Annotated in this window: 13 protein-coding genes; 5 read left to right on the top strand and 8 right to left on the bottom strand. The window is 61.9% G+C overall.

The genetic code is table 11. The features are described from left to right. Positions 1-5 precede the first annotated feature (5 nt). Entirely contained in the window at positions 6-776 is a 771-nt protein-coding gene (locus LK12_RS16040) for an SDR family NAD(P)-dependent oxidoreductase (RefSeq protein ID WP_039286269.1), read from the top strand. 94 nt (positions 777-870) lie between these two features. Beyond that, positions 871-3,036, top strand: coding sequence for a TonB-dependent receptor (locus LK12_RS16035; RefSeq protein WP_231568383.1), 2,166 nt, complete (start codon positions 871-873; stop codon positions 3,034-3,036). A gap of 93 nt (positions 3,037-3,129) precedes the next feature. Here the strand turns inward: LK12_RS16035 and LK12_RS16030 are convergent, their stop codons facing one another. Beyond that, entirely contained in the window at positions 3,130-4,092 is a 963-nt protein-coding gene (locus LK12_RS16030) for an AraC family transcriptional regulator (protein WP_039286264.1), read from the bottom strand. Between the two features lie 152 nt (positions 4,093-4,244). Here LK12_RS16030 and LK12_RS16025 point away from each other — a divergent pair, with 152 nt between their 5' ends. Further along, complete coding sequence (locus LK12_RS16025; protein ID WP_039286262.1) at positions 4,245-5,708, top strand: flavin-containing monooxygenase; 1,464 nt, start codon at positions 4,245-4,247, stop codon at positions 5,706-5,708. Positions 5,709-5,779: 71 nt separating this feature from the next. Here the strand turns inward: LK12_RS16025 and LK12_RS16020 are convergent, their stop codons facing one another. Genes LK12_RS16020 through LK12_RS16010 form a run of 3 tightly spaced genes read right to left on the bottom strand, consistent with a single transcriptional unit; the run spans position 5,780 to position 8,605 of the window. Beyond that, the gene (locus LK12_RS16020) at positions 5,780-6,421 is read right to left on the bottom strand and encodes a TetR/AcrR family transcriptional regulator (protein ID WP_052223481.1); all 642 of its coding nucleotides are present in this window, start codon (positions 6,419-6,421) and stop codon (positions 5,780-5,782) included. A gap of 12 nt (positions 6,422-6,433) precedes the next feature. Next, positions 6,434-7,603, bottom strand: a complete 1,170-nt coding sequence (locus tag LK12_RS16015) for a hypothetical protein (RefSeq protein WP_052223480.1) — start codon at positions 7,601-7,603, stop codon at positions 6,434-6,436. 18 nt (positions 7,604-7,621) lie between these two features. Next, positions 7,622-8,605 carry a phosphotransferase family protein gene (locus LK12_RS16010; RefSeq protein ID WP_039286260.1) on the bottom strand — a complete coding sequence of 328 codons (984 nt, stop codon included), beginning with the start codon at positions 8,603-8,605 and terminating at the stop codon, positions 7,622-7,624. Between the two features lie 179 nt (positions 8,606-8,784). On the opposite strand from LK12_RS16010, the gene LK12_RS16005 reads away from it, so the two are divergent. Next, positions 8,785-10,815, top strand: a complete 2,031-nt coding sequence (locus tag LK12_RS16005; protein WP_039286258.1) for an oxidoreductase — start codon at positions 8,785-8,787, stop codon at positions 10,813-10,815. Between the two features lie 21 nt (positions 10,816-10,836). Continuing rightward, complete coding sequence (locus LK12_RS16000) at positions 10,837-12,021, top strand: acyl-CoA dehydrogenase family protein (protein WP_039286256.1); 1,185 nt, start codon at positions 10,837-10,839, stop codon at positions 12,019-12,021. Positions 12,022-12,038: 17 nt separating this feature from the next. Here LK12_RS16000 and LK12_RS15995 read toward each other — a convergent pair whose 3' ends face one another. The 4 genes from LK12_RS15995 to LK12_RS23870 all read right to left on the bottom strand — a co-directional run bounded on the left by LK12_RS15995 (position 12,039) and on the right by LK12_RS23870 (position 15,278). Beyond that, on the bottom strand, positions 12,039-12,755 hold the full coding sequence (locus LK12_RS15995) for a TetR/AcrR family transcriptional regulator (protein WP_052223479.1): 717 nt from the start codon (positions 12,753-12,755) through the stop codon (positions 12,039-12,041). An 87-nt stretch (positions 12,756-12,842) separates the two neighbouring features. Then, positions 12,843-13,640 (bottom strand): helix-turn-helix domain-containing protein, encoded by a 798-nt coding sequence (locus LK12_RS15990; RefSeq protein ID WP_052223478.1) that lies wholly within the window; start codon positions 13,638-13,640, stop codon positions 12,843-12,845. A 232-nt stretch (positions 13,641-13,872) separates the two neighbouring features. Further along, the gene (locus LK12_RS15985) at positions 13,873-14,871 is read right to left on the bottom strand and encodes a cyclase family protein (protein WP_039286253.1); all 999 of its coding nucleotides are present in this window, start codon (positions 14,869-14,871) and stop codon (positions 13,873-13,875) included. Between the two features lie 2 nt (positions 14,872-14,873). After that, positions 14,874-15,278 carry a nuclear transport factor 2 family protein gene (locus LK12_RS23870; protein WP_052223477.1) on the bottom strand — a complete coding sequence of 135 codons (405 nt, stop codon included), beginning with the start codon at positions 15,276-15,278 and terminating at the stop codon, positions 14,874-14,876. Positions 15,279-15,282 lie beyond the last annotated feature (4 nt).

Raw genomic sequence — 15,282 nt, 5'->3', positions numbered from 1 at the left:
AGAAAGTGCGAACAGATCCAGCCGGAAAGTATCGGCTCGACGGTCAATGCGCGATCGTAACCGGTGGCGCGGCAGGCATAGGCTTCAGCGTAGTGTCCTTGCTCTTTGCAGCAGGAGCGAACGTCGTCGCCGTCGATCGCGATGCAGATGCCTTGGCACAAGCGATCGCGCGCATCGCATCAGACAAGGGCCGGGTCATCGCGTATCGGGCCGACGTCTCCGATGAAGGCGGTGCCCAGACGATCGTCGACACGGCGCTCGCCGAATTCGGCAGAATTGATGTTCTGGTCAACAATGCCGGCATCTATCCGCCTTCACCGCGCCTACCCGACATGAATCTCGAGACGGCCGAGCGTGTGTTTTCCGTGAACCTGTTCGGGGCGATGCGGCTTGCCGGGGCTGCAGCTGCGGCGATGCCCGCGGGCGGACGCATCATCAACATGTCGTCCATCGAATCGTTGCGCCCCAGCAGTCCTTCGAATTCCTACTACGGGACATCGAAGGGCGCCATGAACGCATTCACCCGTGCCGCGGCGCTCGATCTGGCACCGCGCGGCATCCGGGTAAACGCAGTTCTGCCCGGGATTATCGCGACGGAAGGGACCTCAGCCATTCCCGATCCGCATCTGGCAGCCCTTGCGAGCCGAGCACCGTCAGGTCGAATAGGCAAACCGCACGACATTGCCGAGGCCGTTCTGTTCCTGGCGTCAGGCGCGTCGGACTATGTGAACGGGCATTGCCTGGTCGTCGACGGCGGCCTATCGGCGGTCGGATAAGAATGAATCTTTCTCGGGTCATATTTGCCCGGATATGATGAGGAACCACGGCCATTTGAGCCGCTTTTTTGGGGAGGATAATGCAATGCATTTTGTGAATTACCAAAAATTCCTGCTTGCGGCCCTGCTGGGCACGTCGAGCCTGGTCCTGGCGCCGGCGGCCCATGCTGCAGACGATGAGGACACGGCGTCGGGCAGCAACGACATCATCGTGACCGCGCAGCGCCGTTCGGAACGGCTGCAGGACGTTCCGATGTCGGTGGCGGCTCTTTCGACCGACGACCTGGCCAAGGCCGGTATTGCCAGCACCGCCGATCTGGCCAAGGCCAGCCCGGCGATCACCGTCCCGCAGTACGGCGCATTCATGCAGCCCTCGATCCGCGGCGTTTCCTCGACCGGCGCCAACATTGGCGACAGCAGCAACGTGGCCCTCTATATTGATGGCGTTTATCAGCCCCAGCAGATTGCCTCGCTGATTGACCTGCCCGACGTTACCCAGGTCGAAGTCCTTAAAGGTCCTCAGGGCGCACTCTACGGTCAGAATGCAACCGGCGGCGCCATTCTCGTGACCACTCGCTCGCCGAGTTTCACCACGACCGGCTCGTTCAGCGCGGGGTATGGCAATTACAATAACGTGCAGTTCCGGGGATATCTCTCGGGCCCCGTCACCGACACGCTGGCCGTCAGCGTATCCGGCGGATACCAGGATCACGACGGCTTCCGCAGACACGTTATCACCGGCCAGCGCGACCTCGGCCTCAGCTCGAAGGTGGTTCGCGGCAAGATCCTGTTCGAACCGTCCAGCGACGCGAAAATTACCCTCACCGGCTATTACTCCGACCGCAGGGATTCCGCCGCCTATGCCGCGTTCGCCTATCAGGGCAATTCCATTGGCTACGCGCTTGCGCCAACGGCCCCCAAGGTTACTGATCCCAGCCAGTTCGCGACCGATCCGAACGTCTTTTCGCGCACCAAGGCGCGCGGTGTTGTCCTCAATGGCGAGTTCCGTGCCGGTCCGGGAACACTTACCAGCATCACGGGCTACAGCTACAACAAGACCCGCTACCTCGCCGACGCCGATTTCAGCCCGCTGAACTTTGCCGAGGCCAGCACGGACCATCTCTCGGCAAGCTACTTCAGCCAGGAAATCAACTACCTGACCGACAGAATGGGTTCGCTGACTGTCCTCGTCGGCGGCTTCTTCCTGACTGGCGAGGAGGTATTCAAATACAGCACCTTCACCCTTCAGGTTCCCACGCTGCCGCCGGCTGACCGTGGACCCTACACCCTCGTCCTCGACGACTATGGCCGGATCGAGAAGCGGATTTTCGCATTCTATGGCGATGCGACCCTCAACATCACCGACAATCTGACCGTAACCGCAGGCGGGCGCTACACGATCGAACGTCAGCGCGGCTACACGGCCCCGTCACGCACGGCTGCAATCATTGAATACGGACAGGATCCGGTCACGTTCAAGAAATTCACGCCGCGCGTCACCGCGCGATATGAAGTCCTTGCCGATGCAAACATCTATGCAAGCTGGGGCAAGGGCTTCAAGAGCGGCATTATCAACACCAAGAATTTTGCCCAGGACCCGGTCAAGCCCGAGGTGATTGACGCTGTCGAAGTCGGGTTCAAGGGGCGCATTGCCACTATCCTGTCGCTCGACATTGCAGCGTTCCACTACGACTACAAGGACCTTCAGGTCGTGGCCTACAGCCCGCCCGATTACATCCAGCAGAACGCCGCCTCCGCACGAATCAAGGGCGTGGAACTCAACGCCTCTCTCGACGTGACCGAGGACCTGAAGATTGGCGGCGGCTTTGCCGTCCTGGATGCGAAGTACAAGGACTTCCCCGCAGCGGCGGTGTTCGTGCCTACCGGTTTCGGCAACACGCAGGTGACAATGGATCTGTCCGGCGGTCAGATGCAGCGCGCACCCAAGTTTACCGGTAATGTCTCTGTCGATTACAGCGTCGACACCGCGATCGGCCGTATCGGCGCCTTCGCCTTGCTCTACCACAACTCGGGATCAAGCTTCGACGTTTCGAACCGCCTGCGCCAACAGAGCTACACCACTGTCGATGCGCAATTGAGCCTGGAACCTGCAGGCATCGACGGCCTACGCCTGACCCTTTGGGGCAAGAACCTCGGGAACAAGGCCTATTTCGCCAGCTTCCTCAACTCGCAGTTCGCCGATGGCGTGAGCTACGCCGAACCTAGGACCTACGGTCTGCGGGCCGAATACAGATTCTGACCAACTCCCAACGGTGCCGTCTCCTTCGGGAGACGGCACTCGGATTTCAACGCAAGACAGCATATTTGCGGCGTACGCAACTGAGGCGCAGCACTATGCGCCATCCATCTGCGCCTGCCTTCGCCACACCGACGGTGCGCAATGGTGCAAGCGGTGGAAGAACCGGCGAAATGCATACGCATCGCTGAACCCAAGGCGAGCCGCCACTTCGCCCACCGGCTCACCATCCTTCAGCCATCCGCCCGCGAGGTCATCGAAGACTTCGTCGCGAATCTCGCGGAAGGTCACGCCTTCAGCCTTCAGGCGCCGGCGCAGCGTGGCATCGCTCACCCCCAGCGCAGCGGCCAGATCTGAACGGCCTGTCTCACGAAAATCCGGTGCCTGCTTGTGCTGGCGGATCAGGCCGGCGACCAGTTCGCGCATCCGCGGTGCGGGTTTCGCCGCCCCTAATGTCATCGGCAGCAGTTCCCGGAAGAATTCGGGTAGATCCTTGCCCTGGGCGGTTACCGGTCGGCGCATGTCGCTTAGCGGGACCAGCAAAGCGACTTCGTCCTGCTCGAACACGATGGGCGAATGGAACAGCAGACCCGCCACACCTTCCGGTAAACACGATGCGTGACGAACGCGGCCCGATGCATGAAAAAACCGCGCGCCGGCCAGAAATTCCAGCGTGCTCAGGATCAAAGACTGCATCCACAAGGCGGCTGTCAGCCCTGCAGCCCCTTCCCGATGCGGTTCATTGAAAACAAGAGCCGTACATCCTTGAGCGGAGCGCGTGCCCGCAAGCGCGCGTTCTCCCCACACGACACGGGAGAACCGCACCAGTAGTTCAACGGCCTCCTCGATCGTGGCGGCACTGACCATGCAATGCACGAGCATTTGCCACTGCTCGACCTGCTCTTGCTGCGTGCCCAGTTCTCCGCGCTCCAGCGCGATCCATTCCCGGTAGACGCGAACGAAATGCGACAGAGGCCCCAATTCGCGTGCGCCCACCGTGGCGCGGGCGCTGTCGATCAGCCGTTCACTGGCCCGTCCAAGGGGATCACTTGCCGTCAAGATTCAGCCTTCATCAGCACTTTATGCCGCTCCAACACGAACAATGAAATCATTTTGATCCAAATTGTAGCGATTATGAGCATGCCAAGTGCTTTTTGCGCAACCGCCTCCTGCGTAAATCCGGAGGGAAATCCAGGAGAGGAAACGGCAGCATGGCGGGACGCGAGCTTCGGAGCATCATCATCGGCGCGGGCATGGCGGGCTTGCTTGCAGCAATCCGGCTTAAAGCGCGGGGCGAAACCGATTTCACGATCTACGAAAAGGGCGATAAAGTCGGCGGCACCTGGCGCGAAAACACCTATCCGGGGCTGGCCTGCGATACCCCTGCCCACAGCTACACCTATTCCTTCGCCTACAACCCTGACTGGAGCGCCTACTACGCACCGGGACCGGAGATCCGGGAGTATTTCGAGAGGGTCGCTCGCGAACACGGCATTCTCGAACACATCCGCTTCAACACCGAGGTTGAAAGCGCCGAATGGAAAGACGGCCAATGGCATGTCCGCACGCGCGATGGAACCGAAGACCATGCTGAAGTGTTGGTCGCGGCCACGGGCGTTCTGCATCACCCCCTGATCGCGGACATCCCCGGTCTCGACACTTTCGAACGACCCTGGTTCCATTCGGCCCGTTGGGATCATTCCATACCGCTGGACGGCAAACGGATCGGCGTCATCGGGTCTGGATCCACCGGTGTGCAGATCATCGCCGCACTCAGCACCCGCGCCGGTCGGCTCGTCCATTTCCAGCGCACCGCCCAGTGGATCATGCCCTGTCCCGCGACGAAGTATAGCGCGGAGGAGCGACGCGCATTCCGCGAGAACCCTGCCCTGATCGACGAGGTGCGCAGTGGCCCGGATGCCGCCGCCCGCCGCGCCCGCTTTCAATCTGCGATCATCGACGCGAATTCCCCGCAGCTTCTGGAAATTCAGGATATCGTCGAGAGGAACCTCGACGAAAGCGTGAAGGACCCGGCCCTGAAGGCCAAGCTGACGCCCAACTACCGGGCGGCGTGCAAACGAATGATCTTCTCACCCGACTACTACGCCGCCATTCAGCGGCCCGGCGTCTATCTGGAAAATGGCGAGATCGACCGCATCATGCCCAAGGGGGTGCAGATGAAGGACGGCACGTTCCACGAACTCGACCTGCTGGTCATGGCGACCGGCTTCAGGGTCGACCAATTCGTGCGCCCCATGAAGGTGTTTGGGGAGGACGGGCTGGCTCTTGACGATTTCTGGGCCAAGGGACCGCGTGCCTACTACGCTGTCACAGTACCGGGTTTTCCAAATATGGTCCTGCTCAACGGACCGACAGGCCCGGTCGGCAACTTTTCCTTGATCGATGTTGCCGAACTGCAATGGAACTATTTCGACCAGTTGCTGGATAGGGTTCGCAGCGGCTCCGCGACAGGTGTCTCGCCAACACTGGCCGCGCTCGAACGTTATGAAAGCGAACGGAACGAAGCGGCGCGCAAGACCGTTTTCGCATCCGGCTGCAAGAGCTGGTATCTTGACGCCAATGGCATACCGCAGGTGTGGCCTTGGAGTTGGGCCCATTTCACCCAGGTCATGGAGCACCCCTGCCTCGAGGACTACCACATCAATACCGCCTGATCGGCACGACCGGCCAAACACCCCCTGAGGGGACGGCTCCGGTCAGGGAACTACCCTGCAGCACACTTGCCTCACCCCCTTGTCAGAAGCCCCGCAAGCAGGGACAGGAACGCCGCGCTAACCGCCTGTTCGGTCTCAACGGGAGACTGTGAATTGGCGATGTCGAGCGCCGCATCGTTGAGGGCGGCCTGAAGCAAGTGGGCAAGAGGCATCGGCGGCTGCCGCGCCACCAGCCCCTCGTTCATCATCATATCCAAGGCATCGGCAGTGCCCGTGGCCACGAACTCCGACATCAGTGCGCGCCATCGCAACCAACCCAAAACGGCCGGCCCGTCGATCAGCAGGATCCGCTGATATTCCGGTTCGTTGGCGATACGGTTCAGGTACTGGCGGAATGCCGCGCAGACCTGCGGCCACAAGTCCCCAGACATGTCGGCTACCGAGGCATTGGTCTTCGCCACCAGTTCCGCAAGGACTTCACGGAAGACCTCGGCGAACAGGTCCTCCTTGTCCGCGAAGTGGTGATAAAGCGCGCCGCGCGTAAATGTGGACCGAGCCACGATCTCGGTCGTACCTGTGGCATGATAGCCCGCCTCGCCGAACAACGCGCGCGCCGTGGCCACGAGCGCGGCCCGCGTGGCCGCCGCGCGTTCACGCTGCGCTTCGGGAGCACCGCCTCGGTTGCTGGTTCTGGGTTTGACCGTGCGTGGCATCGGGGTCCGCTATCAGACGAAAGTCACGCCCGGATAGTCACCCAGGATGATGCTTTCCATATCCCCGAAGCCCGAATTTTCCCCCTCCCGGATGCGCACAGGGCGGTCGCGGATCTGCCAGCGATATGTTTCCGCGAGCTTCGCGGGACTGTTGACGTCCTCGATCGTTTCTCCGTCAAGGAAGCTTTCGCCCTTGTAGCTGCCGTGGATCTGCCCTTTCCATGCGCCATACATGCCGGGATGCAGCCGGAACCCCATGTCGGGATCGATCGCCTCGAATTCGAACGTGCGGGTCTGCGTCGAGGCTCCCTTCCCGGCAAGGACGGCATGAATGCGGCCACGCATCGCCGCACGGTCGGAAGCGCGGTATTCCACCTCCGGATAGAGATGCAGAATAGGGATCTGCCGGCCGTCACTTTCATTGATGTAGCCACTGAAGAATTCGGGCGGTCCTTCCCCGCCGAAATCACGGAAATAGTAGGCCAGATCATAGGCGCTGCCGTCGGGCCGCTCGATGCGGGAAACGAGCCAGTTGAAGTGAAATGCGCTGCCAGCCTTGTTGCCGCCGCTAGCGCCGATGTTGCCCGGTACCAGATCGGCCGGGTCCTGCCCCACATGTTCGCGAATGCCCCAGCTGCGGTCGCGAAAGCCGAACCAGTCATCCGGACGCACGTCATGGCGCTGCCCCTCGATCTCGATCCAGCCGGAAACGGTTCCGGCCTGATGGAAGCGGATGACATCGGAGGCCACGCGCCCCTGATGGATCACGACATCGCGCTTTTCGAAGAAGGCGGGCATCGTCGCGGTAAAGGTCAGGTCGAAGCGCAAGGGCTGCGCCTCGTTTTGATCCAGCGTCAGCCGGATCGCTTCGAGCGGCGTCACCACCGCATAGCCCAGCGGCCCCACGCCCATGCTTCCGGGTTCCGATGACAGCATCCGGCTGGCGCGCACGGTCATTTGCCGGGTGCCGATCTGGACACCGGCAAACCCGTCCACGACGTTGCGGTTGGCATATTTGCCGAGCCCGAAGCTGGCCTGCAACGAGCCGTCCTTGCGCATCAGCGCGAACCAGGCCTTTTCCGTCCAGCCCCGGTCAGCCGTGCCGACGGCCGCGAAGGTGTTGACGATTTGGTGATTGAAGAACTCGTCTTCGCCGGTCAGTTCGGCAATGGTCGGGATCACGGTGCGATGCTCCTGTGTTCAATAACCGCCGCCCACGAGCATTCGGTCCAGAACGTCGAGGTAGTGGTCGAGATTGGCCTTGAAGTAGGCGAGCTTGGGATCGCTGCTGCGCCCGGTGTCGAACATGTTGCAGCCCTCGGCGATGATCGCGGTGATTTTCGCGATCTGGGCGATCTCGTGCCAGAACACACCGTCCGCGCTGCGCCCGGAGGCCGCTTCCCAGCATGCGATGGCTTCCGCCCGCCCGATCATCCCCGGCAAGCGCGGCGCGCGCGTGGCTTCGTGATAGTCGCTCTCAAACAGATAGAGCATGTAGCCGAGATCGGAGAGCGGCTCTCCATTGAGGCTCATTTCCCAGTCGAGCACCGCACTGATCCGGAAGTCCTGCCACATCAGGTTGGACAGCTTGGTATCGCCATGCACGACCGCGGGCGGCCCGCTGAGCGGCGCCGCACTCTGTAACAGCCGGCCGATCGCCTGCGCCAGCCGGGGGCATTGCGCCGCCTCGGCAAAGCGCTGCCATTTGCGCAGGTCGTCCTCGGGCGAAACCGGCGCGCCCAGAACATCCAGCACCGGCAGCCGAGCCAGCGCCGCGAAGGCCGATACCCAGTCGATCGACATCTGGCGGCGCGCCGCGTCGGATGCGCCGGTAAACCAGTCCTGCATGGCGATATCGTTGACGGATTCGCCGGGAACGCGCGCCATCACGAAGAACGGCTCGCCAATCCGCTCCGCCTCCTCCTCGACATGAACGACGGCGGGGACCGGTGGGCCCACTGGCTGGCGCGCCAAGGCTTCATAGATGCGTGCCTGCGCGATCACGTCATGGCCATCGAGCATGGCCCCTGCGGCAGGCGGCAGGCGCAAGATCAGGTCCGCCCCCTCGACGAGATAGGTTTCGTTCGAAAAACCGGTGGTGAGCGGAGAAACACCGGTCACCGCGTCGCCGCCGCCAAGCGCCTCACGCAGCGCCCGTGCGATTATGCCCGTGTTGCGTTTCATTACCCTCTCCTTCGCCGCTGCAGCCCCGACCGCAGAAAACTGCGCCATTCAACCATTCTCGAGACGTCGTCGGGGCGTCCGCGACGGGCGACATACAAGTTGTATCTCGGTTGGTACTCGCCTAGTCAAGAGCCAGACGACACAGCGGGGAATCGGCCCGCGAAAGACGAGGATGCCCCGTGCAAACTTCCCAGACCGATCCCCTGCTAGAACCGTTTTCAACCGCGCGCCTGACCTTCAAGAACCGCATGGTCCACGCGCCGACGACGATGAACATGTCCGATGATCGGGGCTATGTGACGCGTCAGACAGTTGGCGCCTATGAAGCGCTGGCAGCGGGCGGTTTTGGCGCCGTCTGCGTGGGCGCAACCTGCGTGCGCTGGGACGGTTTGATCAACGAGCGCATGCTCGGCTTCTACGATGACACCTACATCATCAGCCAGCGCGAGCTGGTAGAAGTGATCCACAACAACGATGCGCTAGCCGGCATTCAGCTCTTCTACGGCGGCCTGATCCCCGGCGTCGGCGCGACCTTCCCGCTGGAACCGGGCAAGGGCTGGATCCCCGGGACGGTCTCTTGGGGGCCATCGGGCAAATACCCAATCGGCAACCAGCAGCCGGGCGTTGTGCCGACGGAAACCTATCGCGAACTGGTGGAAGCCTATGCGCAGGCAGCCCGCCGGGCGAAGGAAGCAGGATACGACTATGTATCGTTTCACTTCTGTCACGGCTCGCTCCCGCACGTGACATTGTCCCTGCTGGAGAATCAGGGCCGCAACGACGAATATTCCGACCGCTTCCTGTTCTGCGAGCAGATCCTGCAGCGCACGCAGGAACTTTGCGGCAAGGACTTCCCGTTGATCCCGCGCCTCGTGTGCGACGAGAACTTCGTCGGCGGCTACGACCTCGACTATTTCATCGAGCACTACGCGCCGCGGCTTCATGCGCTGGGCATCGACGCGCTCGATTGCACTTTCGGCTCGATGCTACCTGCCCAGAGCCGCGATCCGGAAGTGTCGTCGGGTGAAGTGATCGGCGGCGGCTTCTACGTGCCCAATCTGGTTGCCCTGCCCTATATCAAGCGGATGCGCGAAGGGCTTGCGGCCAGGGGCATCGCCATGCCGCTGATGGGATCGTGCAACATCAATACGCCCGAACAGATGCGCGCGATGGTGGGCGATGGAGCAGCAGATTTCTTCGCCTCGTGTCGCCAATCGCTCGATGACCCGGACTTCCCACGCAAGATCACCGAGGGCCGGGAAGAGGAAATCCGCAAATCGACCCGCACCGGCGCATCGCTGCTGGCAGGCAATATCTTCGGCAAGGGCGTGGCCGGTTCGGCCCAGAACGCGGCCTTCAGCCGCGACCGCGAATATCGCCTCGTTCCGACGCTGCAGCCGAAAAAAGTGCTGATCGCCGGCGGCGGCTCGGGAGGCATGGAATATGCCATCACCGCTCGGCAGATCGGCCATGATGTCACGCTCTACGAAAAGGGCGGCGAACTGGGCGGCGTGATGGCCTGGGCTGGCAATTACCGCACACTGCCGAACATGGAGCAAATCGCCTACCAGCCGGACTGGCACAAGCTGATGATCGCCAAACTGGGCGTCGATGTACGGCTGAACACCGAAGTCACCGCCGATCTGGTTCTGGCCGAAAAGCCCGACATCGTCGTCGTCGCGACTGGTGCGGTGCCCGCCCTTCCCGACGTGGCCGGGCTCGATGCGGCGCTGGCCAGCGGCTTTGCCCGCACCATCGACCGGGTGCTGCGCGAGGGACCGGAGACGCTGCCCGAAGGGCCGATCGTCGTCTGGGGATCGGGCGAAGGTATCGAACTTGCCCTCGATCTTGCCCGCGCGGGCCGCCAGGTTCGCCTGCTGGATGCCGCCGAGCGCTTCGTTCCCGCCGCCTATATCGGTTCGCGCTCCAAGGCGGTCCTAAACTGGGCAGGCAAGGCCGGGCTGGAGACTGAACAGGGCGTGCGGCTGGAAGACGTGGGCAATGGAAGCCTGCGCATCGTCAAGGACGGCAAGGCGGAGGCGCTTGCCTGCGCAGCCCTCGTCGTCGCGCCCGGACGGACCGCGCACGATCCGCTTTCACAGGCCCTGCGCGGCTCCGGGATTACGGTCCAGCGGGTCGGTGATGCTCGCACGCCGCGTTCCTACGGCAATGCCATTCACGAGGCCGCTTATCTGGTCCGGCATATCTGACAACATAACCGGGAGAATGGGATGGACTGGCTGAGCGAAGACCAGCGCGCCCTGCGCGACATGGCGGAGACCTTTGCGCGCAAGGATGTCGAGCCGCTGGCGAACCAGATCGACATCGAAGAGGAAACACCCGACGATCTGATCCGCAAGGCCGCCGAAATCGGCCTGTTCGGGCTCTACACCTCACCCGAATACGGCGGTGCCGGTGCCGATCTCGTATCCGTCTGCCTTGTCAGCGAGGAACTGGCCAAGGCCAGCCCGGCCTTTGCCGGGATGCTCACGGTGCAGATGGTGCTGTGCCCGAAGACGGTCGAAATCCTCGGCACAGAAGAGCAGAAACAGCGCATCCTCCCGGCCAATTCCAGCGGCGAGCGGCTTATGGCCTATTCGCAGAGCGAACCCGGCGGCGCTGCCAACATCGCCGCACACCTCACCCGGGTCGTCCCCGAGGGCGAGGGGTACCGCATCGACGGCTCCAAGCTGTTCTGCACGCAAGGCACGGCAGAAACCTACCTCGTCATGTGCAAGACAAAGGACCGCGCCGGCAACGAAGGCTATGGCTGCGTGATCGTCGAACGCGAGGACGAAGGTTTTCAGGTCCACCCCTACGAGAACAAGCTGGGTTGGCGCGGAACCAACACCGGGCCGATCTCGTTCGACAACGTCTATCTCGACGAAACCGACATTCTGGGCGACCTTTTGACCGGCGGTTTTTCTCACCGCGCCGCCAATCATGCCAACCTTCTGTCCCACGTGGCGACTTCGATCGGCTGCGCGCAGGGCCTGTTCGACAAGACGCTGGAAAACGTGAAGCAGCGCCGCCTCTACGGCAAGGACATGGCGGAACTGCAGCCCGTCTCTTATTGGCTCGCCGAAGCGCATGCAAAGATACAGGCCTGCCGGGCGCTGCTCTACAACACCGTGCGCGAATTCGAGGCCGGAACCATGGCGCCGGAAATGCCGAACGTGTGCAAGGCCTATATCGGCGAAACCGCATTCGACGTCTGCGTCAGGCTGGTCCAGCTATGGGGCGGCAGCGGCATCATGAATTCCACCGGCGTGAACCGCTACATGCGCGATGCCCGCGCCAAGTGCGTGGCCGAAGGCGCCACCGAAATGCACTACGCGATCATTGCCAACCAGCTTCTGCACGGTCAGCCGACACTGGTTCCGAACGGCATAGTCAAAACGAAAGACGGGCGCTAACGGAGCACTCGGCGAGATCAGGCGGCAATCGAAGCCTGTGCATTGGCCACGCGGCGATGCGCGATCGTCAGGCCAATCACTTCGGCTTCGGCTTCCAGCAGGCCCTGGATCAGTTCGTCGCTGTTCCGCTCCCAACCACGTCTGGTAGCGAGCGGGAAATGCGAGCTCGTCAAGACAGTTGCCAGGCGTTCGAGGCCCGTCAGGATGACTGTCGCCACGTTGCCGTTGTGCGCTTCCAGAGAATCGGCCGGGCAATCCATCTGGGCAATCAGCAGGTCAAGCAGCGGTCGCGTCGCTTCCGAACGATAGACGAGAAGGCGTTCGTCGGCCGCATCCGCCATGGCATTGCGCAAGTGCAGGATACGCGCGTTTTGCTGCCAAAATTCGTGATAGTGGCACAGAAACTCCAGGCAGGCCTGACGCAATCCTTCATCAGGCCAGCGCGCCCGCAATTTATCGAGATAGGCCCTTTCTGCGGTTTCCATTACCCGCGATAGCGCCACCAGCACGAGCTCTCCCATATCCGGGAAATAGACATAAAGGTTCGGCAGTTGGATCCCGGCCTCCCTCGCCACACCCGTTAGCGTGACAGCGGGCCCGGCCGGATCGCCGACAAGTCTGAGCATGGCGCAAATGATACGCTCGCGCGTTTCCCGCCCCTTGCGCCCCAGCCGCTTGCCGACAGTGTTGTGGGCGGCAGTGTCCTGACTGCCGGAGATTACGGACCGTGACACGTTCTTCTCCGTTCAGCGAGCGGGCATCCGCTCCCTGCGGTAAATTCGGCACAGGCAGCAAGGCTGCAGTGCCCAGCTCAGGCGCGATCAGGCAGTCGCCAGCTCGCGCAGCAGCGGCACTGCAATGTCTGCGGCTTCCCGCCCAAGGTTCTCCGCACCGTGCTGCAGGGTCGCCAGGAGCGCCGTCCGGTCGATAGACGCGGAGGCGGGATAGAGCGCGGCCAGAACCAGCCCGCGTTCTCCCAGATCGTCCGGGAGCATCACCGCCGTCGCATCCAGCTCATTCCCGAAACCCGACGGCCCGGCGACATGGCCTTGGTGGCAGAGCTTGGCGACGTCGCGCGTCGCCGCAGCCAGGTCGAAACGTTCCCGCTCAGGCGCCTCGGCATTGAGCCTCCACAGGATCCGGTTCGCCTGATTCACGCCCAGCGAAGAGAGCAACAGGCGGCCGATCACACCAGCCGACAATAGTTCGCTGGCGCCACATTCGAGATCTTCGTCCGGAGCACTGCCGCCCGGCGACACGCGAAAAATCTGCGCGTGGGTGCCGACCATTCCGAACAGCCCGACCGAGCAGCGTGTGGTCTGCGCAAGGGCGTCCATGTAGCCGAACAGGCGCCCGCTTCGGATCGGATCGGGCTGAGCCGCGAAGCCAAGCGCAGCAAGCCGGGGCGTGGGAGCATAGGTGCGTGACTGAGGGTCTTTGTAGAGGAGGCCAATCTCAACCAGTGAGCACAGCAATTCTGATGTACTCGACTGCGGCCTTCCATAGCGCCTGACGATGTCCATTACCGTCGCCCGCCGGTTCACGGTCGAGAAGAACTCAAAGACCTCGACCACGCGCTTGGCGATCTTCGTCTTGTTTGAATTCAGTGCCGTTGCCATTTTGCATTTCCTCTCGCTCGATGCATTATTGCAGGAAGCAGTGGCACACCGTCAACGCAAAAAATTAACGTGCTTAAATTTTCTTTTTATTTATATTTATCAATAATATAAGAGCTATGAGCTGTGGTCTCAGTCTGACAATCTAAGCGCCCCCATCAGATTAATGCAATTATTGAATGTCATTTTTCGAATCATACTCCTCCGTTCACACTTGTTCGCGATTGCTGAATGGCTAGATCGTACCGACAGGAGTGACAGGCGATCCGACGGCACCAGGAAGATTGAGTGGCGGCGCCGTCAGCAGGAAGCTCGAACGCTGCCGCTCAGCAAGCGCACTGGCCAGTCTCGCGAAGTGCCAGAATTCTCCGAGATGGACGCCCAAGCGGACGAGACAATGTTCGTGCAATGGCATCATCGGCACGCCGGCGCAGCGGTCAACGCCGGCGATTTTTTCCACCATCGAATTGTCCGCGCAAATCGCCGCGATGCCGGATGACCCGATCCAGGTCAGCAAGGATTGATCCGTCCCGTCAAGGCCAGGGCAAGCGCCCAGGGCAGACTGATCTACCTGAGCGCCATCGCGCAAAAGCAGGTCCGCGTACCCTGTGTAGATGCAGAGAAAATCGCCTTCGCCCACATCTACACCTTGCGCCTCGATCGCGTGCATCAAGGCATCGTACCCCACCATGCCTGTGACGTTGTCGCCAGCGCTTCGCAGGTCCACAAGGACACCCCTGCCCTGTACGCAGGTCTCCGCCAGTTTCTCGATGCCTAGCGCCAGCGCCGCAGGCGATGTTGCCGCGTCCGGCAGTACGAAATCCCGGTCCATCCGGTATCCGTTGTAAAAGACCTGCTCTGCCACGCCGTCCCCATCGGCATCGAAACACGTCCCATAGTGACTCAGACCGTCCCATTGCGTGGAGAATTGCAGGCCCAGCAGGACCTGATCGTCATTGACGACATCGATCGGCCCACCCGTCGGCTTCCAGCCGTACATTGTACGCCCGTCAGCGCTCTGCGTTGGAGACAGGACCGGCGGGTTGCGGCCCGCGAAGACCCGCTGCCGCGGATAGTCCAGCGGCAACCCCAGCGGAATGGCGATCCCTTCAACGGCTTCACGGATGGCCGCAAGTCTATGCTCGGGCGTGACGAGGTTCATCCGCCCAATCTGGTCATCCTCCCCGAAATCCCCCCAGTTCGAACCTTCGGGCCGGTGCAACCATCTCCGCATGGCTAGATATCCTCCAAACCGGGTGCCATCGGCTTACCTTCACCCAAAATTTCGAATGTTCCCGCACGGTCGATGTATTCGTCGAGGCGGCTAATTCGCCCGTCCTTGATCCGTACCACCACGCAGGCGGGCCATGCGATCCGCCGCCCGTCATGCCGGCGCACCATCATCACGTGCTGCTGGACATAGCCGGAAACCGTCTTCTGCCTCCGGACATCAGCGAATCGGACTTCGGAAAAATCGCAAGCAAGCGCCTGCCACTGGGGTTCGATCGCATCCAAATCGTGGGCGGTCTGGTCGAAACTGTGCCAGAAACGAGCGCTGGCCGTGCAGCAGGCCCGGACTTTAGCCAGATCTCCTGCAGCCAGAGCTTCGAAAAAGCGTTCCAACACATCCTTTCGCAGCATCGAC

The organism is Novosphingobium malaysiense (genome assembly GCF_000802225.1).
Classification (GTDB): Bacteria; Pseudomonadota; Alphaproteobacteria; order Sphingomonadales; family Sphingomonadaceae; genus Novosphingobium; species Novosphingobium malaysiense.
This window is presented reverse-complemented; position numbering and strand designations above follow the sequence as displayed.

Excerpts from the sequence above, each read along its gene's own strand:
- LK12_RS16000 (WP_039286256.1), top strand. The coding sequence starts at position 10,837 with ATGGACTGGCTGAGCGAAGACCAGCGCGCCCTGCGCGACATGGCGGAG.
- LK12_RS15990 (WP_052223478.1), bottom strand. The coding sequence starts at position 13,640 with ATGGCAACGGCACTGAATTCAAACAAGACGAAGATCGCCAAGCGCGTG.
- LK12_RS16010 (WP_039286260.1), bottom strand. The coding sequence starts at position 8,605 with ATGAAACGCAACACGGGCATAATCGCACGGGCGCTGCGTGAGGCGCTT.
- LK12_RS23870 (WP_052223477.1), bottom strand. The coding sequence starts at position 15,278 with ATGCTGCGAAAGGATGTGTTGGAACGCTTTTTCGAAGCTCTGGCTGCA.
- LK12_RS16025 (WP_039286262.1), top strand. The coding sequence starts at position 4,245 with ATGGCGGGACGCGAGCTTCGGAGCATCATCATCGGCGCGGGCATGGCG.
- LK12_RS16020 (WP_052223481.1), bottom strand. The coding sequence starts at position 6,421 with ATGCCACGCACGGTCAAACCCAGAACCAGCAACCGAGGCGGTGCTCCC.
- LK12_RS15985 (WP_039286253.1), bottom strand. The coding sequence starts at position 14,871 with ATGCGGAGATGGTTGCACCGGCCCGAAGGTTCGAACTGGGGGGATTTC.